Raw genomic sequence first — 18,687 nt, forward strand, 5'->3', positions numbered from 1 at the left:
GCTTAGAGAGCCACCGCCATCGCCGGAATGGGGATCACCTCTTCGTCGTCCGGCCCGTAGTCGCGCCACATGAGGAGTGCGAACGGGGCGGGGGCATCGAGCACGGTCAGCGGGGCGTGCCAGGTGCCCGGCGCCAGCGTGATGCCCTGTCCCGGCGCGGGCAGGAAGGCTTCCGCCGCCGTGAGGTCCGGCCCGTCCTCGGCCGTGCCCGGTGCCACCACGATCACCCAGCGCGCGGCCGCCATGGGCACGAAGCTCTGGGAGGTGAAGACGTGCCGCTCGATCACCTCCACCGCCACCGGCTGCGGCACCGGCGAAGCGAGGATGATAGAGAGGCTGGCGGGCACATCGGGCTTCAGGTTGGCTAGCCCCTTGTCGAAGGAGGTGCGCACGCCCACCGTCTCTGGCACCGCGAACACCTCGCCATAGGGCGCGAAGGCCGCCGCCGTCAGCGGGCGCGGGACGAGAGGCCTCACGCGCCGCCGCCCGCCACCGCGAGCACCGCGTGCAGCAGCACGTTGGCGCCGGCGGCGCACTCCTCCGGCTTGGCGGATTCCAGCTCGTTGTGGCTCACGCCATCCTTGCACGGCACGAAGATCATGGCGGTGGGCACCACCGTGGCGAGGTGGAAGCTGTCATGCCCCGCGCCGGAGACGATGGGCCGGTGCGGCAGGCCGAGCCGGTCGGCGGCGGCGGCGATGGCGCCGGTCATGGCCGGGTCGAAATGGGTGGGTTCCTTGCGCCAGATGGTGTCGAGGCGGATGTCCACCTTCCGCCGCGCGGCGATCTCCTTGACCTGCGTCTGAAGCGCCTTGTCGAGAGCATCCAGAATGGCGGCGTCCGGCGTGCGGAACTCGCCGGAAAAGGCGATCTCGCCGGGGATCACATTGCGCGAGGGCCGCGCGATCACCGCCTCGCCGACGCTGCCCACCGCGTTCGGCCCGTGGGCCTTGGCGAGGCCCTCGATGGCGAGAACGATCTCGGAGAGGGCGGCGAGCGCATCCTTGCGCAGATGCATGGGCGTGGAGCCCGTATGGCTCTCGAAGCCGCTGATGCGAGCGTCATACCAGATGATGCCCTGGCCGTGCTCCACCACGCCGATGGGAAGGCCCTCGGCCTCCAGGATCGGCCCCTGCTCGATGTGCAGTTCGAGGAAGCCGGAGAATTTCCGCGCGCCGACCTCTTCCGGGCCGCGATAGCCGATGGTGTCCAGCGCCGCGCCGACGCTGATGCCCTCCGCATCGGTGCGGGCGAGGATGTCGGAGACCGGCAGGTCGGCCACATAGCCCGCCGAGCCCATCATGGCCGGGGCGAAGCGGGAGCCTTCCTCGTTGGTCCAGTTGCAGACGCAGATGGGCGCCTCGGTCTCGATGCCCGCGTCATTGAGCGTGCGCACCACTTCCAGCGCCGCCATCACGCCCAGGATGCCGTCGAACTTGCCGCCGGTGGGCTGGGTGTCGAGATGCGAGCCGATGCCGAGCGGCGGCCTGGTCATGTCCTTCCCTGGCCGCAAGGCGAACATGTTGCCGAGGCCGTCCACGCTCACGGTGCAGCCGGCGGCCTCGCAGGCGGCGCGGAACCAGTCGCGCACCTGCCGGTCCTCCTCCGACAGAGTGAGACGGCGCACGCCGCCCTTGTCGGTGCCACCGAAGCGGGCGGTCTCGATGATGGAGCTCCAGAGGCGGTCGGCGTTAATGGTCAGGTTGGTGGCGGGTGCGGACATCAATTCACCGGAACGGGGGTTTCAGCCAGAACACAGCGCACGTCGCGGCCGGGGCCGAGATGGACGAGCGGCGGCGGCGCAGTGGTGCAGCGCGGCTGCACGAAGGCACAGCGCGGCGCAAAGGAGCAGGCGACGGGCGCCTTGTCGAGGGAGGGCGGCGTGCCGGGGATGGTCTCCAGCCGAGCCCCGCGCGCCGCCCCATGCACGGTGGAGGCGAGCAGCCCGCGCGGATAGGGATGCTGCGGCGTGCGGACGATCTCGCCCAGCGTGCCGGTCTCCACGATCTGGCCGGCATACATCACCGCCACCTTGTCGCAGATCTCGATGGCGACGCCGATGTCGTGGGTGACGAAGATCACCGACATGCCCATCTCCCGCTGCAACTCGCGCAGCAGCAGCAGGATCTGGATCTGCACGGTGGCATCGAGCGCGGTGGTGGGCTCGTCCGCCAGCAGGATCTTGGGGCGGCAGGCCAAAGCGAGGGCGATCATGGCGCGCTGGCGCATGCCGCCGCTCATCTCGTGGGGATAGGCATCCAGCCGGCGCTTTGCCGATGGGATGCGCACCAGCTCCAGCATCTCCAGCGCGCGGGCGGTGGCGTCGCGCTGGCTCGCGCCCTCGTGGCGCATGACCGATTCCGAAATCTGCCGGCCGATGGTGTAGACCGGATCCAGTGCCAGAGCCGGCTCCTGGAAGATCATGGAGACGGTGCGCCCGCGGAAGTCGGAGAGCGTGGCGTCGTCCATGGCGAGCACATCCTGCCCCGCCACATGCACGCTGCCGGAGATCACCGAGCGCCGCTTGGGCAGGAGGCGCATGAGCGCGCGCATGGTGACGCTCTTGCCGGAGCCGGATTCACCCAGCAGCCCGAGCACCTCGCCCTCGCCGAGGGAGAGGGACACGCCGTTCACCGCATGGACGGTGCGCTCGCCGGTGAAGCGGATGGTGAGGTCGCGGATGTCGACGAGGGGCGTTGGGACAGCAGCCATCATGCCTCCTCCGGCATCTGTTCATGAAAATCGGTTTCGCGCTGGAAGGCTGCGCCGATGCGGATCAGCGTCGCCTCGGCGAACGGCCGGCCGATCACCTGCAGGCCGACGGGAAGTCCCGTGCCGGTGAAGCCGCAGGGCAGGCTCACGGTCGGCAGGCCGAGATAATTCACCGGGCGGGTGAAGCGGGTGATGCGCTGGATCATCGCCTCCGCGCCCGGCCCGCCGTCCGTGTCGGTCTCGGCGATGGTGGGGGCGGGCATGGGTGCGGTGGGGGCGAGCACGGCATCCACCTCGGCAACTGCCGCGAGGTGCTCGGCCAGCGCCGGCCCGCGCCAGCGGAGCGCCTCCAGATAGGTCACGGCGGGTATGGCGAAGCCGTTCTCCAGCCGGGAGCGGATCTGCGGGCCGTAATCCTGCGGGCGCTCCAGAAGCCACGCCTTGTGACTGGCGGAGGCCTCGCAGTTCAGCACCACCTGCGAGGCGCCGGAGAGCTTCATCTGGTCGGGCAGCGACACGCTGACGATGCGCGCACCGCCGCGCTTCAGAGTGGCGATCGTCTCGTCCAGCACGCGGGCGACCTCGGGGTCGAGATCGTCCACATAGAAGGCATCGGGGATACCGATGGTGAGGCCCTTGAGGCGGCCTTCGGCGGCGGCGAGATAGTCCGGCACCGGGGCGGTGGCGGTGGTGGGATCTAGCGGATCATGCCCGGCCATGAGGCTGAGCAGGATGGCGCAATCCTCTACCGTGCGGGCCAGCGGGCCGATGGTGTCGAGGGAGAAGGAGAGCGGCATGGCGCCGTAGCGGCTCACGAGCCCCACAGTGCTCTTCAGCCCCGTGACGCCGCAGAAATGCGCGGGCATACGGATGGAGCCGCCGGTGTCCGAGCCGAGCGCGCCATAAGTGAGCCGCGCCGCCACCGCCGCTCCCGAGCCGGAGGAGGAGCCGCCGGTGACATGGGCGGTGTTCCACGGGTTCCGCGCCGCACCGAAATGGGCGTTGTGGCCGGTGGGGCCATAGGCGAATTCCACCATGTGCAGCGCGCCGAGCCGCACCGTGCCCGCCGCCTTGATGCGGGCGAGCGCCGTGGAGTTCGTTGTCGCCACCTTCTCCCGCAGGATCTTCGAGCCGCAGGTGGAGACGTGGCCGTCCTCGTAGAACATGTCCTTGTGGGCGAGGGGCAGCCCGTGCAGCAGACCCTTCACCTCGCCCTGCGCCAGCGCGGCATCGGCCGCATCGGCGGCGGCCAGCGCCGCTTCGGGTTCGATGGCGATGAAGGCGTTGATGGCGGGCTGGAGCCGCGCGATGCGGGCCAGGCACGCCTCGGTTGCTTCGCGGGAGGAGAGCACGCCGGCGCGGATGGCCATGGCGGCTTCCGCCAGCGTCATCAGCGCCGGATCGGCCGGTGCGCCGGCGGAGGGGCGGAGCGACAGGCTCATTGGCCGCCCTCCTTCGGCTCCGCGCAGGGCCGCTGCACCGCGAGGAAGGTCGCCGGCTCCAGATCGAACGGCAGGGTGCCGGCGATGGCCGAGAAAGCGGCGAGGCCCGGCGAAATGCCGGAAGCGATGCGCGCCGCATCACTGGCGGGAAGATCGAGGCCGGCGGCGCGGATGATGGCGGCGGCGTCTTCAGACGAAAGATGCTGGCTCATGCGGCGACCTCCGTCGCGGCGGGCGCGCGGCTATGGCCGGAGCCCGGGATCACCATGTGGCAGGCGGCGAGATGCGCATCGGGCGCCGTATCGCCCGGCGTCGCCGGGGAGAGCGCCGGGCCCACCCGCCCGCATACCTCTTCCGCGAAGGAACAACGGGTGTGGAAGCGGCAGCCGGCGGGCGGATCGATGGGGTTGGGCGGATCGCCCGAGAGCGGCGGCGTCTCGGTGCGCTTGTCCGGGTCGAGGGCCGGCATGGCGGCGAGCAGAGCGCGCGTATAGGGGTGGGCGGGGGCCTCCCACACCTGATCCACCGGCCCCACCTCCACCACCTGTCCGAGATACATCACCAGCACGCGGTCGGAGATGTAGCGGACCACGTTGAGGTCGTGGCTGATGAAGACATAGGTGAGGCCGAACTCGCGCTTGAGGTCGGTGAGCAGATTCAGCACCTGCGCTTCCACCGACTTGTCGAGCGCCGAGACCGCCTCGTCGAGGATCACGAGCCGGGGGTTCAGCGCGAGGGCGCGGGCGATGTTGACGCGCTGGCGCTGGCCGCCGGAGACCTCATGGGGATACCGGTTGGCGAAGACCTCGGGGCGCAGGCCCACCTTGCCCATCAGCTCACGGGCAAGCGCGCGTGCTTCCTTGTCGGCGACGCCGTGGACCTTGGGGCCGAAGGCGATGCTGTCCTCGATGGTGAGGCGCGGGTTCAGGGACGCATAGCTGTCCTGAAACACCATCTGCATGCCGCGCCGGAACTCGCGCATGGAGAGGCTGTAGCCGACGACCTGGCCGTCGAACAGGATCTCGCCGGAGGTGCGCGGCATGAGGTGCATGAGCAGGCGCGCGGTGGTGGACTTGCCGCAGCCGCTCTCGCCCACGATGCCGAGCGTCTCGCCCTTGGCGACGGCGAAGGACACGTCGTCCACCGCCCGCACGGTCTTCTTCTCGGCGAACAGGCCGCCGCCGATGGGGAAGTGCTTGGTGAGGCTGTTGACGGCGAGCAGCGGCTGGGCCGGTCCGCCGAGGTCCTCGAGAGGTTCGATGGTGCTCAATTGCGGATGTCCATGGCGCTGCGCAGCCCGTCGCTGAGCATGTTGAAGCAGATGGAGACGGCGAAGATCATCACGCCCGGCAGCGCCGCGACGCCCGGATTGACGTAGATGGCGGTGCGCAGGGTGTTCAGCATCAGGCCCCACTCGGGCTCCGGCGGCCGGGTGCCGAGGCCGAGGAAGGAGAGGCCCGCCGCGAGGATCATGGAGACGGAGATGAGCCCCGTCGCATAGACGAAGATCGGCCCCAGCACGTTGCCCAGCATGTGCACGCGCATGATGGTGAGCGCCGAGGCACCCGACGCCCGCGCTGCATCCACGAAGTCCAGCGAGCGCACCGAGGTGGTGACGCTCTCCGCCACGCGGGTGATCTGCGGCACGAACACGACGGTGAGCGAGACGATGGAATTGACGATGCCGGCGCCCAGCACGCCGGAGATGGCGATGGCCAGCAGCACGGAGGGGAAGGCGTAGAACACGTCGATCGTACGCATGATGATCGTGTTGACCTTGCCGCCGAGATACCCCGCCAGCAGCCCGAGGCTGGTGCCGATGCCGAAGGCGAGGATCACCGGCAGGATGCCGATGAGCAGCGAGAGGCGCCCGCCATAGACGAGGCGGGAGAGCATGTCGCGGCCGAGCTCGTCGGTGCCCAGCGGATAGCCCGGCGTGCCGATGGGGCGCAGCCGGCGGATCATGGAGCCCTGGTAGGGATCGGCGAGGCCGAGCCAGGGCGCGAAGATGGCGGCGAGCACGATGAGGATGAGGATGGCCGCGCAAGCCATGCTCACCTTGTCGCGGGAGAGGCGGCGGGCCACCGTCGCCCAGTAGCCGCGGGCCTTCTCGACGGGGGCCGCCTCGAGGGCGGCGTCGCTGGTCATCGCCACGATCAGGCCCTCTTGATGCGCGGGTCGATCGCCGCCTGGGCGATGTCCACTACGAGGTTGAGGAAGACGAAGAACAGCGCCAGCACGAGGATCGTGCCCTGCAGCAGCGGCAGGTCGCGTTGGAAGATCGCCGAGTTCAAAAGGAAGCCGGTGCCCGGCCAGGAGAAGACCGTCTCGATGAGGATCGAGCCGCCCAGCAGATAGCCGAGCTGGAGGCCCATCACGGCGATGGCGGTGGGCAGGGCGTTCTTCACCACATGGCGGAACACCTGGGTCTCGCGCAGGCCCTTGGAGCGCAGCGCCTCGACGAAATCCTGCGAGAGGATGTCGCCGGTCAGCGCGCGCACCGTGCGCGTCACGATGCCCATGGGGATCACCGACATGGTGACGGCGGGCAGGATGAGGAAGCGCAGATGCTCCCAGTTCCACGCCCAGCCGCCCGGCCCCATGCCCACGGCGGGCAGCCAGTTGAGCCACACCGAGAAGATGATGACCAGCACCATGCCCAGCCAGTAGTGGGGTACGGAGACGCCGGCCACCGCGATGGAGGTGGCGAGCTTGTCCACCCAGGTGTTGCGGAAATAGCCGGCGATGAGGCCGAAGAAGGCGCCCATGACGAAGCCGATGAAGGCGGCCGTCACGGCGAGGATGAAGGTGTTGCCCACCGCCGCTGTGACTTCGCTGAGCACGGGTCGGCCGGTGGCGATGGAGGTGCCTAGATTGCCGTGCAGGGCCTTCCAGATCCAGATGCCGAACTGCACCGGCAGCGGCTGGTCGAAGCCGTAGGCCGCGCGCATCTGCGCCGCGAGTTCCGCGGAAGCGTCGGGCGGGAGCACCGCCACCAGCGGGTCGCCGGGTGTGATGTGCACCAGAAGGAAGCACACCAGCGCCACCGAGACGACGATGGGGATCACGTAGACGATGCGCCTGAGGACATAGACCAGCACGGGGCCACCTTGTGGATGCTGATGGGGCGCGGGGCCGGTGGGCCCCGCGTGGGTCGCTTCTGTTCTCCCCCCTCTCCCCTTGTGGGAGAGGGGTCGGGGATGAGGGGGAAGGGCTTCTCGGCCCCCGACACCGTCCGGCCGGTGACGGCCCCCTCATCTGTCTCGCGGCTGCGCCGCGATCCACCGCCTCACTGGCTGATGGACACCGGCGAGAAGTCCACGAACCAGCTCTTGGGCTGCACGAAGCCCTTGATCTTCGGGCTCAGCGCGCGGGGGCCGACATCGTGGGCGACCCACAGGAAGGCCGCGTCGTCCACCGAGGCCGCGTGCAACTCGGCGAGCGCCGCATCACGCGCGGCGGGATCGAAGGAGTTGCGCGCCTTCTTCACCAGCTCGTCGAACTTCGGGTTGTTGATGTAGCCCCAGTTGTTGGACACCGGCGGCGCCATGCCGGACTGGAGGAAGCGCACCATGGCGAAGAAGGGGTCCATGGCGGCGTAAGTGATGTTCACCGCGTTGGAGCCGTTGGCGGAGGGGTCCTTCGCGCCCTTGCGCCAGTTGGTGAACAGCGTGTTCCACTCGATCACGTCGAGCTTCACGTCGAAATAGCATTCGGCCAGCGCCTGCTGCAGGTATTCGTTCATGGGCAGGGGCAGCATCTGCCCCGAGCCGGACGCCGACGTCTGCGTTGTCACCTTCAGCTTCTTGTCGGGGCCGAAGCCGGCCTCCTTCATCAGCTTCTGGCCTTCCTTCACATCATACTTGATCTGGAAGGTGGGGTTGCCGCGCCAGGGGTGGCCGGGCTCCACGGTGCCGGTGGCGGGGGCCATGAGGCCGCCGAGCAGGCCTTCCTTCATCCCCTCGCGGTCGATGCAGAGGTTCGCCGCCTTGCGCACCCGGATGTCGTTCCACGGCGAGCCCTCGATGCGGGAGAACTGCCAGGGCCAGACGTGCGGCTGCTCGTTCGCCTCGATCTTGAAGCCGCGGGACTTCAGCTGGGGCAGGGCGTCGGGCGCCGGTGCCTCGATCCAGTCCACCTGGCCGGCGAGGAGGGCGGCGGTGCGGGCGTTGGCCTCGGGCATGGGCAGCAGCACCATGCGGTCGGTCTTGGGGATGCGGTCCTTGTCCCAGTAGACGGGGTTCTTCACCAGCTCCAGCCGCTCGCGCGGCACGAAGGCGGCCATCTTCCACGGGCCGGTGCCGGAGGCGCTGCGGGCGAAGATGGTCCAGGCCGCGGCGGCCTTCGCCTTCGCGTCGGCGCCCTCGGCCGTCTCATAGAGCTTCTGCCAGTGGGCGGGGCTCGCCATGAACAGGTTGGTGAGGTTGTAGGGCAGGAAGGAGTCCGGCTCCTTGGTGGTCAACTCCACCGTCAGGTCGTCGATCTTCTTCGCCGATGCGAGGGTGGGCATGCGCGAGGCGGTGACGCCCACCTGGCTGGCATCGAACTGGGGTGCCTCCTTGTTGAGCACCTTGTCCACGTTCCACACCACGGCATCGGCGTTGAACGGCGAGCCATCATGGAAGGTCACGCCGGGGCGCAGCTTGAAGACCCACTTGGTCTTGTCCTGATCGTCCACCTTCCATTCGGTGGCGAGGCCGGGAACGAGGACGCTGGGCTTGGTGGCGGAGGACAGATCCCACAGCACCAGCGCGTCATACATGGTGAGGCCGGTGAAGCGATTGCCCTCGAAGCCCTGGTCGGGCTGGCCGAGGGTGCGCGGAATGTCGGCAGCCGTCATGCCGATGCGCAGGGTGGTCTCAGCAGCGGCAAAGCCCGGTACCAGAAGGGCCGGGACGGCGATGGCGCCCCCCGTGGCCACGAGAAAGGCGGCCGTCCGCAGGAGGCGGCTGGCCGGGCTGTTGCGCAGGTCTTTCTTGAGCATCGTCGAGTCCTCTTCGGCGCGATGCCCATGCTGGCTAGCAACCCCTGTGCCATGCGGTCGAAGCCGCCGCGATCCTTTGTGCCGCTACGGAATGCTTGCAACAGTTCGTCGTCAAATCATCAACGAATTACGCATGTGCCCACCTATTAGGCAGAAGCGGTCCATCGCATGCATTTTGGCCTCGCCGGCGTGCGTGCCGCTTTTCAGCGCGGCCTGCGGGTGCTTCCTTTGGGGCGGGCAGGGGAGGGCGCTTTGAAGATTCTGGTTCTCAACGCGAATACCAGCAAAGCCGTGACCGATCGCATGGTGGCGGCGCTGGGCCGTCGCGCGCCCGCGGGCGTCGAACTTGTCGGCGTCACGGCCACGTTCGGCGAGCCCTATGTCACCACCCGCCAATCCGCGGCGGTGGCGGGCCATGCGGCCCTGGAGGCGGTGGCGTCGGCCGTGGCGAAGGAGCGGGAGGAAGGGCGCCCGCCGTTCGATGCCGCCCTCTATGCCTGCTTCGGCGAGCCGGGGCTTGAGGCGCTGCGCGGCGCGTTCGCCTTCCCATTTGCCGGCATGGCCGAGGCGAGCATCCTCACCGCGCTCCAGTTGGGCGAACGCTTCTCCATCGTGGTGCCGCACGGCGAATGGCCGGCCATGCTGCGCGAGCTGATGCGCCGCACCCATCTGGACGGGCGCTACGCGGGCATCGCCATGGTCCCCGGCGACGCCCTCGGCCTGTCCGCGCGCCATGCGGACGGCTCCTCGGACAAGACGTGGGCCGTGGCGCGGGTGGTGGAGGAGACCATCGCCGCGCAGGCGCCCGACGTGCTCATTCTCGGCGGAGCGGCCCTGGCCGGCTATGCGGCCGAGATCGAGGTCGCCGCGCCCCTGCCCGTCATCGATTCCCTCGAAGCCGGCTTCGAGCAGGCGCTGGCCCTCGCGCGGCTCGGCTCCTGCCGCAGGGAGAGGCGCTGAGAGGCTTACTGGGGCTTGGCCTTGCAGGGGATTTCTGTCGTGCCGGGCCGGGCGGGCTGCTATAGGCGGGGGCCGGCGCCTGCGCGCGACCGGCGCCCGTTCCCGCGCGAGGGGCGGCTGCTGCAGCGAGTTCCCCCTTGATCGTTGATCCCCTCTTCTATGCCGCCGCTGTGCCGGCCACCATTGTGGTGGGCCTCTCCAAGGGCGGCTTCACCGGCCTGTCGGTGCTGGGCCAGCCCATTCTGGCGCTGGTGATGTCGCCCATCCAGGCGGCCGCCATCATCCTGCCGGTGCTGATCGTCCAGGACGTGGTGAGCCTCTACGCCTACTGGCGCCGCTGGAGCCGGAAGGAGCTGCTGCGCACCCTTCCCGGCGCCATCGCCGGCATCGTTCTGGGCTATCTCCTCGCGGCCTCGGTGTCCGACGCTGCGGTGGCCTTCGGCATCGGCGTGCTCTCGGTGGCGGAGGCGGGGCGCTCCTTCCTGTCGCGGCGGCTGAAGCGGACGCCGGGGGAGTCCGGTCCCATCGCCGCCGCGGTGTGGAGCGCCGTTTCCGGCTTCACCAGCATGATCGCCAATGCGGGTGGTCCGCCGTTGATGATCTATCTGCTGCGGCGCCCGCTTCCCGTGCAGCAGTTCGCGGCGACGGCCACCGCCTTCTTCGCGGTGGTGAACTGGGTCAAGCTGCCGTTCTTCCTCGCGCTGGGTCAGGTCTCGTTCCAGAATCTGGCGACCTCGGCCGTGCTGATTCCCATCGCCGTGCTCTCGACCATGGCCGGCGTCTGGCTGGTGCGGCGGGTCTCGCCTGAGCGCTTCTTCGGCCTCGTCTATGCCATCCTCGCCGTGGTCGGCGTGAAGCTGATCTATGACGGGGTGACGCACTTCTGAGCGCGCCCCCCGTTGCGTCCGCTCAGGTCAGCGGCGTCGGCATGAGCCCTTGGACCGACGGCCGCGCCTTCAGCCGTACGTACCAGGCGGAGAGGTTGGGCAGGTCCGGCCGTTCCAGCCCGGTGCCCTCCAGCGGCATGTTGAACCAGCGGTGGGCGCAGCAGGCGAGGGGGATATCGGCGACGGTGAGGCTCTCGCCCACCAGATAGTTTCGGCCGGCGAGCGCCGCCTCCACGATGGCCACCGCCGCGCTGAGACTGGCGAAGGCCGGCGCGAGGGCCTTCGGATCGCGCTTGTCCGGCGCGGTGCGCACGATGCCCCAGGTCAGCGCGCTCAGGGGGGCGGCGACGGTGCCGAGCTGGAAATCCATCCAGCGCCCGGCCTCGGCCTGCGCTTGGAGGTCGGCGGGCATCAGCGTGCCGAGCCCGTGGCGGGTGGCGAGATAGCGCACGATGGCGTTGGATTCCCACAGCACGAAGCCGTCATCCTCTATCACCGGCACCCGGCCCACCGGGTTCATGGCGCGGAAGTCCGGGGTGTCCACCACGCCGAACGCGCCGCCCGCCTCGATCCGCTCGAAGGGAAGGCCGAGCTCCTGCGCGGTCCAGATCACCTTTTCCACATTCACGGAATTGATGCGGCCCCAGACCTTCAGCATGTGCTGTCCTCCGCTTGTGCGACGCGGCGCTTCTAGCCCCGTTCGCGGGCAGGCGCGAGCTTTCAGCGCTCGGTGAAGGCGCGGGCCATGGCGTCGGCGAGGGGGCGGAGCAGATAGCTCATCACCGTGCGGGAGCCGGTATGGAAGGCGACCTCCGCATCCATGCCCGGCTGGAGCCGGCTCCGCAGGTCGGCCGGCACGTCCGTCTCGTCCACGCCGACGCGGGCGAGGAAATAGGGCTGGTGGGTGGTCTCGTCCACCAGCCGATCGCGCGAGACCGACGCGAGATGGCCGAGCACCATGGGCGTTGTGCGGCCATGGAAAGCGGGAAAGCGCACTTCCACCGCCTCATGGAGGTCGAGCCGGTCGATGTCCTGCACCGGCACGCGCGCCTCCACCACCAAAGGCGCGTCCACGGGCACGATCTCCAGCAGCGTGTCGCCGGGGCGCACCACGGCACCCACCGTGTAGATGCGCGGATTGATGTTCTGCACGATCCCGCCGCTGGGGGCGCGGATATCGATGCGCTCCAGCACGCTGCGAGTGACCTGAACTTTCTCCTTCAACTCCGCCAGCTTCTCGCGGATGTCGAGCAACTGGGAGCCGACATCCTCCGCCCGCTGCTGCGTGAGCTGGACGATCTGCATCTTCTGCTCGCCGATGGAGCCGCGCGCCTTGGCCTCGTCGGCAATGTTGCGGCCGACGAGACCGTCCAGCCGCGCCTTTTCCCGCTCGAGCGAGGAGACGCGCGACTTGTTGACGAGGTGCTTGCGCTCCAGCTCTCGAACGGCGGTCAGTTCGTCCTCGACGAAGGCCAGTTGCTGCCGGGCCGAGGCGCGTTCCTGGGCAAGTCCCTCCAGCTCATGGCCGAACTGGACGATGCGTCCGTTCAGGATGTCGATCTGGCTCTGGAAGGCGGCGCGGCGATCGCGGAACTGGGCGATCTGGTCGGCCATGGCCTCCCGGACGGCGGGCACGCGGGCAAGTTCCAGAAGCTCGGGCGGGAAGGTGATGGCGGGAGCATCGTCCCGCTCGGCGACGAGGCGGGCTTCCAGGGCGAGGGCGGCCCGGCGCTGGGCGAGGGCGGCTTCGTCATTGGCCCGCGACTGGGTGGGATCGAGCCGGAACAGGGTTTCGTCCCGCCTCACCGTCTGCCCCTCCTGCACCAGGATGGCGGCGACGATACCGCCTTCCAGATGCTGCACCACCTGCCGCTTGCTCTCGACGCCGATCACGCCCGGCGCGACCACGGCGCCGTCGACGCGGGCCATCGCCGCCCACCCGCCGAAGCCAAGGAAGGTGACGGCGATCAGGGCATAGCCGAGCAGCGCGACGCTGCGATAACCCGACGGCGGCCGGGGCGAGGCGCCGGCGAAGGGGCGGTCGGGGAAAGCGGGTGAGGTCATGCCCGCCTCACGGTTGGTTCGCCGGACCGGCCGACGAGGCCGGCGCGGCGCCGAGGCCGGCGACGGATTTGCGGACGCGAACAGTCGGTGCGCCACCCGCGGCAGAGGCTGCGGGCTGGGGCATCTGTGTGGGCGCCGAACCCTGGGCGACGCGCTTCATCACCTCGTCGCGCGGGCCGAAGGCGAGGGCGGCGCCATCCTTGAGCGCGAGCACGAGATCGCACTGGGCAAGGGCGGCCGGCCTGTGGGTGATGAGCACAACCGTGCGGCGCGCCGCCTTCAACTGCTTCAGCGCTTCGGTGAGCGCGGCCTCACCGGCGGGGTCGAGGCTGGCATTGGGTTCGTCCAGCACGATCAGCGCCGGCAGGCCGAACACCGCGCGGGCGAGGCCGATGCGCTGGCGCTGTCCGCCCGAAAGGGCGAGGCCGCCGTCGCCGATCTCGGTGTTGTAGCCCTGCGGCAGCTGCTGGATCATCTCGTGAACGCCGGCGAGCTGCGCCGCCGCCACCACGGCCTCCGGCTCGGCCGCGGTGAAGCGGGCGATATTCTCCGCGATGGTGCCGGCGAACAGCTCCACGTCCTGCGGCAGGTAGCCGACATGGCGGCCGAGCTGCTCCTCGTCCCAATGGGCGAGGTCCGATCCGTCGAGCCGCACTGCGCCGGAGGCGGCTGGCCAGACGCCGACCAGCGCCCGCGCGAGGGTGGACTTGCCGGCCGCCGTCGGGCCGATGACGCCGAGGACGCTCCCGGCATCGAGGCGGAAGGACAGCTGGCGCAGCACCGCCACCTCGCGGCCCGGCGCCCGCACGAACAGGTTCTCCACGCTCACCGTTCCCGTGGGGTCCGGCAGGCGCAGCCGCTCGGGCGGGGGAGGGGCGGCGCGCAGCAGCAGCTGGATGCGGCCATAGGCGGTGCGCATGTTCACCACCGATTTCCAGTTGCTCACCGCCTGCTCGATGGGCTGGATGCAGCGCCCGACCAGGATGGAGCCGGCGATGATCATGCCGGGCGAGATCTGCTTCTGGATGGCGAGCCACGCGCCGAGCCCGAGCACGATGCTCTGCACCAGCGCCCGATTGAACTTGGTGATGCCGATGAGAAGCGCCCCCCGGTCGCCGGCCCGGCTCTGCCAGCCCATGGCGTCCTCGTGCGCGGCGTTCCAGCGCGCGCGCAGCGCCTGGGACATGCCCATGGCCTTCAGCACTTCCGCATTGCGCAGGGTGGCGGTGGCGAGGGCATTGGCCTTGATGCCGGCGCGACTCGCCTCGGCGAGGCTCTGGCGGGTGGCGCGGTTGTTCAGCACGGCGAGGAAGCCGGAGAACAGGCAGCTCGCCACCGCCAGCACTCCGTAATAGGGATGCAGCAGGGTCGCGCAGATCATGTAGATGGGCACCCACGGCACGTCGCAGAGAGCGGCGAGGCCGGCACCGGCATAGAAATCGCGCACGGTGTCGAGGTCGCGCAGCGCCTGCGCCTGTCCGTTGCCCGGCGCGCGCAGCGCCATGCGGCGCACGGCATCGAACACATCCGCCGCCACCTTGGTGTCGAAGGCGATGCCCGCCCGCTCCAGCAGGCGGGAGCGCAGTCCCTCCAGCGCCGCCCACACCAGATAGAGGAAGGCGGTGATGAGGGTGAGCAGCACCAGCGTCTCGATGCTGCGGCTGCCGAGGACCCGGTCATAGACCTGCATCATGTAGATGGAGGCGTTGAGGCCGAGGAGGTTGATGAAGAAGCTGAACACCACGACGCTGACGAAGGCCGGCCGGATCGTCCGCAGAGCATGGTCCAGCGCCGTCGGTGCGCCCGCGGCGGCTGGTTCTCTCGATCCCGTAACGCTCATGCCCCAGCGTCTCCGGCCCGGCTTCGGGCCTGTGCTCGTCTCGCGCGCGACGGCGCTCCTCCCTTGTATGCGGGCGAAGCGGCCGGCGGAAGCCGCGCAGCGACACGGCGCGGCGGCAATCTGCCGTGTCCTTGCGGCAGGTGGGCGTCTTCGACTTTGCCACAATGCGGTGCGAAGATGACGGCACGGAAAGACCATGGCCCGCATCTTCGCCTTCCTCGTCGTCTTCATCTCGCTGCTCGGCGCGGCGCCCTGGCTCGTGCCCGTGGCGAAGGAGAGCGCGAAGCTCCTCGCTGCCCGCGACGATCCCGCCGCCCTTGCCGATCTCGGCCTCCGGGACTTCACCGGGGAAGACGCCGCGCGTGCCATCGCGGCGGCGCTGGCGGAGGACGATACGGCCCTCGCCACCTCCTATCTGGCCTTGGCCGATGCCCGGCACCTCGCCGTTCCCCCGGAACTGCGCAAGCAGGTGGAGGCGGCCAACGGCGGGGCGGCGCAGGCGCTGCATTCCGCCAAGTCGTTCGGCATGGGCTTCGTCACCGGCCAGCCCAATGATCTCGCCGGCCTTGCGGGGGCGGCGGCGAGTGACCTGATGGTGTGGGGCGACATCCGCGACGCCGGCCGCGAAGGCCTCAAGATGGCCCGTGGCGAGGAGCCGGATCAGCTCATCCTCGGCCTGTCCGCGGTCGGCATCGCCGTCACCGCGGGAACTTACGCCACCGTGGGCGCGAGCCTGCCGGTGCGCATGGGCATCTCGCTGGTGAAGGTGGCCAAGCGCACTGGCCGCCTCTCCGCCGGCCTGCTGCGCGCCTTCACCCGGGCCGCCCGCGAAAGCGTGGATTTCGTCGCCCTGCGCCGCCTCCTCTCGGGCTCGACGGCGGTGGACGGGGCGGCGGTGAAAAGCGTCGTGCGCACCGATCGCCTCGCCACACTCACCCGAATGCTGGATGACACCGCCCGCATCGAGGCGAAGGCCGGCACCCGCGCCGCGCTGGAAGGCCTGAAGGTGGCCGAGGGCGGACGTGACCTCTCCCGCGTCGCCCGCCTCGCCGACGCCAAGGGCGCCCAGACGCTCGCCATCCTGAAGACGCTGGGGCGCGGCGCCATCGCCATCACCAGCCTGTTGTTCCACCTCATCTGGTGGGGCTTCCTCGCCGTCTTCTATCTCTTCGCGCTGGTATCGAGCTTCAATTCCTTCTGCGTGGCCTGCGCCCGCCGGACGTGGCGGCACAAGCGGCGGCGGGGGCGCCGGCACGCGGCGTCCGGCGCGATGCCACGCGGAACGCTCTTCGTGCGGCGCGCGCCGACCGTTGCGCCCGTGGCGGAGATCGCGGTTCCCGCTGTTGCCGCCGCCGATGTCATCGCCGAGGCCACCCGCGACGTGCTCGCCGCCACCGAGGCGGTGCGGGCGCTGGCGCGGGACGGCGAGACGGGTGGGGAGTTGGCAGGCGGGGAGGGACCTTCTAGTTTCCCGGCCCGCGCGCCCGAGCGGCGCGACACATTCCCGCTCGCCGTTCCCCGCGAAGGTTCCTCATGCCCCATTTCTCCTCCGACGGTGTCGATATCGCCTATCTCGATCAGGGCGCCGGCGAGCCGGTCCTCCTGATCCACGGCTTCGCCTCCACCAAGGAGATCAACTGGGTCGGCCCCTCCTGGACCAAGACGCTCACCGAGGCGGGCTACCGCGTCATCGCCTTCGACCATCGCGGCCATGGGGAATCCGAGAAGCTCTATGATCCCGCGCTGTACGACACCCGCGTGATGGCAGAGGACGCCCACCGGCTGCTGCGGCATCTCGGTCTCGATCGGGCGGATGTGATCGGCTACTCCATGGGCGCGCGGGTCGCTGCCCAAATGGCACTGCATTTTCCCCATGCGGTGCGCTCGGCCATCTTCGGCGGCCTCGGCATCCATCTCGTGGAAGGCGCGGGCCTGCCGCAGACGGTGGCGGACGCGCTGGAGGCGCCGAGCCTCGACGACGTCACGGACCCCATGGGCCGCATGTTCCGCGCCTTCGCCGATGCCAACAAGGCGGACCTGAGGGCGCTGGCCGCCTGCATCCGCGGCTCGCGGCAGGTGCTGTCGCGGGAGGAGGTGGGGCGCATCTTCCAGCCGGTGATGGTCGCCATCGGCACCCGCGATGCGGTGGCCGGCGCCGCCGCGCCGCTGGTGGCGCTGCTGCCGGACGGCACCCAGCTCGATATCCCCAACCGCGACCACAATCCCGCCGTGGGCGACAAGGTGTTCAAGCAGGGCGCTCTCGACTTCCTGAAGTCCCGGCCCTGACGCCGGCCGGCGGGAGCCTCTCGCCTTGCCGCAGCATGTGCTAGAACAGGGGCAAGTTTGATCCCCGAGGAGGCAGAGATGCCGCAAGTGCCGATGGTTTCCCAGATGCCGGAGCTTGCCGTGCCGCGCGTGACGCGCCTTGGCACCGAGCGCTGGCACGATGTGGTGGACCCCGTGTGGGCGCGCCTGCGCAACGAGGCCGAGGAGGCCGCCGAGCGCGAGCCGCTGCTTGCCGGCTTCTTCACCAGCGCCATCCTCGGCCAGCCCAGCCTCGAAGCCGTGATCGGCGAGCGCATCGCCGCCCGCCTGGGCGACACCGACCTGCCGGGCTCGGCCATCCGCGCCGCCTGGCTCGATGCGGTGGCCCGCGACAAGGACATTTCCCAGGCCCTGCGTGCCGACGTGATGGCGGTGGTGGACCGCGACCCCGCCGCCGACCGCACCCTGGAACCGGTGCTCTATTTCAAGGGCTTCCACGCCATCCAGTCGCACCGGCTCGCGCACTCCCTGTGGGGCAACGGGCACAAGGATTTCGCGCTCTACCTCCAGAGCCGCGCCTCATCCGTCTTCGCCGTGGACATCCATCCGCAGGTGCCCATGGGCCGAGGCGTGTTCTTCGACCATGCCACCGGCATCGTCATCGGCGCGACGGCGGTGATCGAGGATGACGTCTCCATCCTCCAGGGCGTGACGCTGGGCGGCACCGGCAAGGAGAGCGGCGACCGCCATCCCAAGATCCGCCGCGGCGTGCTCATCGGCGCCGGCGCCAAGGTGCTGGGCAACATCGAGGTCGGCCGCTGCGCCCGCGTCGCCGCCGGTTCGGTGGTGCTGAAGCCCGTGCCGCGCAATTCGACCGTCGCCGGCATCCCGGCCAAGGTGGTGGGCGAGGCCGGCTGCGCCGAGCCCGCGCGCTCCATGGACCAGATGTTCGAGGACAACATCTGGTCCGGTGCGGACATCTGACCCCGCCGGCTTGAACGCACGCCCGATGGCGGCCATAAGGCGGCCTTCCGCTCTCAGGAGGATACCCCTTGGACAAGACCGAGATCGAGCAGGTGCAGCGTTATATGCGGACCCTTTTCAACAATCCGCAGATCAACGTGGCGGCCCGCGCGAAGCCGAAGGGCAGCGCCGAGGTGTTCCTCGGCGAGGAAGCCATCGGCACTCTGGACAAGGACGAGGAGGACGGCGAGCTTTCCTATCATTTCCGCATGCCGGTTCTGGATAAGGACGCTCCCAGCTACCTGCGGACCAAGTTCGGCAACCCGAAGTTCAAGGTGGTCGCCTTCGCCAAGTCGAAGGACACGGCCGAGGTCTATCTCGGCGAGGATTCCATCGGCACCCTCACCAAGGACGAGGAAAAGGGGAAGGTCGTGCAGAACTTCCGCATGGCCATCTTCGAGACCGACCTCGAGTGATCGCATCGCGGTAGCCACGGCCGCCCATCCCGTGCTTGCGCCTTCGCCTGAACGCGCTACACCTCTGGCATATTGAATCCAGAGGGGAGGGCGC

18 protein-coding genes are annotated in these 18,687 nt (G+C 69.6%); 6 read left to right on the forward strand and 12 right to left on the reverse strand.

What is annotated here, in order from left to right; genetic code table 11:
• Window positions 1–2: 2 nt before the first annotated feature.
• The 9 genes from D7006_RS09090 to D7006_RS09130 form a co-directional block, all read right to left on the reverse strand.
• Window positions 3–476, reverse strand: coding sequence for an ureidoglycolate lyase (locus D7006_RS09090; protein ID WP_237356354.1), 474 nt, complete (start codon window positions 474–476; stop codon window positions 3–5).
• Window positions 473–1,723 (reverse strand): Zn-dependent hydrolase, encoded by a 1,251-nt coding sequence (locus tag D7006_RS09095; protein ID WP_237356355.1) that lies wholly within the window; start codon window positions 1,721–1,723, stop codon window positions 473–475. The genes D7006_RS09090 and D7006_RS09095 overlap by 4 nt, the downstream gene beginning before the upstream one ends.
• Window positions 1,723–2,715 carry an ABC transporter ATP-binding protein gene (locus D7006_RS09100; protein ID WP_237356356.1) on the reverse strand — a complete coding sequence of 331 codons (993 nt, stop codon included), beginning with the start codon at window positions 2,713–2,715 and terminating at the stop codon, window positions 1,723–1,725. The genes D7006_RS09095 and D7006_RS09100 overlap by 1 nt, the downstream gene beginning before the upstream one ends.
• Window positions 2,712–4,154 (reverse strand): amidase, encoded by a 1,443-nt coding sequence (locus D7006_RS09105; protein ID WP_237356357.1) that lies wholly within the window; start codon window positions 4,152–4,154, stop codon window positions 2,712–2,714. Before D7006_RS09105 ends, D7006_RS09100 begins: the two co-directional genes overlap by 4 nt.
• The gene (locus D7006_RS09110) at window positions 4,151–4,366 is read right to left on the reverse strand and encodes a hypothetical protein (protein ID WP_229643607.1); all 216 of its coding nucleotides are present in this window, start codon (window positions 4,364–4,366) and stop codon (window positions 4,151–4,153) included. Before D7006_RS09110 ends, D7006_RS09105 begins: the two co-directional genes overlap by 4 nt.
• A complete protein-coding gene (locus tag D7006_RS09115) occupies window positions 4,363–5,424 on the reverse strand; it encodes an ABC transporter ATP-binding protein (protein ID WP_237356358.1) in 1,062 nt (353 codons plus the stop codon). Before D7006_RS09115 ends, D7006_RS09110 begins: the two co-directional genes overlap by 4 nt.
• Window positions 5,421–6,302: an ABC transporter permease gene (locus D7006_RS09120; RefSeq protein WP_169121505.1), complete on the reverse strand. Its 882-nt coding sequence runs from the start codon at window positions 6,300–6,302 to the stop codon at window positions 5,421–5,423. The genes D7006_RS09115 and D7006_RS09120 overlap by 4 nt, the downstream gene beginning before the upstream one ends.
• Window positions 6,303–6,310: 8 nt before the next feature.
• Window positions 6,311–7,255, reverse strand: coding sequence for an ABC transporter permease (locus tag D7006_RS09125; protein ID WP_169121261.1), 945 nt, complete (start codon window positions 7,253–7,255; stop codon window positions 6,311–6,313).
• Window positions 7,256–7,443: 188 nt separating this feature from the next.
• Window positions 7,444–9,138 carry an ABC transporter substrate-binding protein gene (locus tag D7006_RS09130; RefSeq protein ID WP_237356359.1) on the reverse strand — a complete coding sequence of 565 codons (1,695 nt, stop codon included), beginning with the start codon at window positions 9,136–9,138 and terminating at the stop codon, window positions 7,444–7,446.
• Window positions 9,139–9,390: 252 nt separating this feature from the next.
• Here D7006_RS09130 and D7006_RS09135 point away from each other — a divergent pair, with 252 nt between their 5' ends.
• Window positions 9,391–10,098: an aspartate/glutamate racemase family protein gene (locus D7006_RS09135; protein WP_237356360.1), complete on the forward strand. Its 708-nt coding sequence runs from the start codon at window positions 9,391–9,393 to the stop codon at window positions 10,096–10,098.
• Window positions 10,099–10,235: 137 nt separating this feature from the next.
• Window positions 10,236–10,985 (forward strand): sulfite exporter TauE/SafE family protein, encoded by a 750-nt coding sequence (locus D7006_RS09140; RefSeq protein ID WP_169121258.1) that lies wholly within the window; start codon window positions 10,236–10,238, stop codon window positions 10,983–10,985.
• A gap of 22 nt (window positions 10,986–11,007) precedes the next feature.
• Here D7006_RS09140 and D7006_RS09145 read toward each other — a convergent pair whose 3' ends face one another.
• The 3 genes from D7006_RS09145 to D7006_RS09155 all read right to left on the reverse strand — a co-directional run bounded on the left by D7006_RS09145 (window position 11,008) and on the right by D7006_RS09155 (window position 14,889).
• A complete protein-coding gene (locus tag D7006_RS09145; protein WP_237356361.1) occupies window positions 11,008–11,643 on the reverse strand; it encodes a glutathione S-transferase family protein in 636 nt (211 codons plus the stop codon).
• A 62-nt stretch (window positions 11,644–11,705) separates the two neighbouring features.
• Entirely contained in the window at window positions 11,706–13,049 is a 1,344-nt protein-coding gene (locus D7006_RS09150) for an HlyD family type I secretion periplasmic adaptor subunit (protein WP_237356362.1), read from the reverse strand.
• Window positions 13,050–13,056: 7 nt separating this feature from the next.
• Window positions 13,057–14,889, reverse strand: a complete 1,833-nt coding sequence (locus D7006_RS09155) for a type I secretion system permease/ATPase (protein ID WP_237356363.1) — start codon at window positions 14,887–14,889, stop codon at window positions 13,057–13,059.
• A gap of 196 nt (window positions 14,890–15,085) precedes the next feature.
• On the opposite strand from D7006_RS09155, the gene D7006_RS09160 reads away from it, so the two are divergent.
• The 4 genes from D7006_RS09160 to D7006_RS09175 all read left to right on the forward strand — a co-directional run bounded on the left by D7006_RS09160 (window position 15,086) and on the right by D7006_RS09175 (window position 18,593).
• Window positions 15,086–16,495 carry a hypothetical protein gene (locus tag D7006_RS09160; protein ID WP_237356364.1) on the forward strand — a complete coding sequence of 470 codons (1,410 nt, stop codon included), beginning with the start codon at window positions 15,086–15,088 and terminating at the stop codon, window positions 16,493–16,495.
• Entirely contained in the window at window positions 16,423–17,175 is a 753-nt protein-coding gene (locus tag D7006_RS09165) for an alpha/beta fold hydrolase (RefSeq protein WP_237356365.1), read from the forward strand. Before D7006_RS09160 ends, D7006_RS09165 begins: the two co-directional genes overlap by 73 nt.
• Before the next feature lie 78 nt (window positions 17,176–17,253).
• Complete coding sequence (cysE, locus tag D7006_RS09170; RefSeq protein WP_210257553.1) at window positions 17,254–18,138, forward strand: serine O-acetyltransferase; 885 nt, start codon at window positions 17,254–17,256, stop codon at window positions 18,136–18,138.
• Window positions 18,139–18,206: 68 nt separating this feature from the next.
• Window positions 18,207–18,593 (forward strand): DUF3126 family protein, encoded by a 387-nt coding sequence (locus D7006_RS09175; RefSeq protein WP_229643817.1) that lies wholly within the window; start codon window positions 18,207–18,209, stop codon window positions 18,591–18,593.
• The last annotated feature ends 94 nt before the right edge of the window (window positions 18,594–18,687 follow it).

This window comes from Xanthobacter sp. YC-JY1, from assembly GCF_021730305.1.
In the GTDB taxonomy this organism is placed as follows: Bacteria; Pseudomonadota; Alphaproteobacteria; order Rhizobiales; family Xanthobacteraceae; genus Xanthobacter; species Xanthobacter flavus.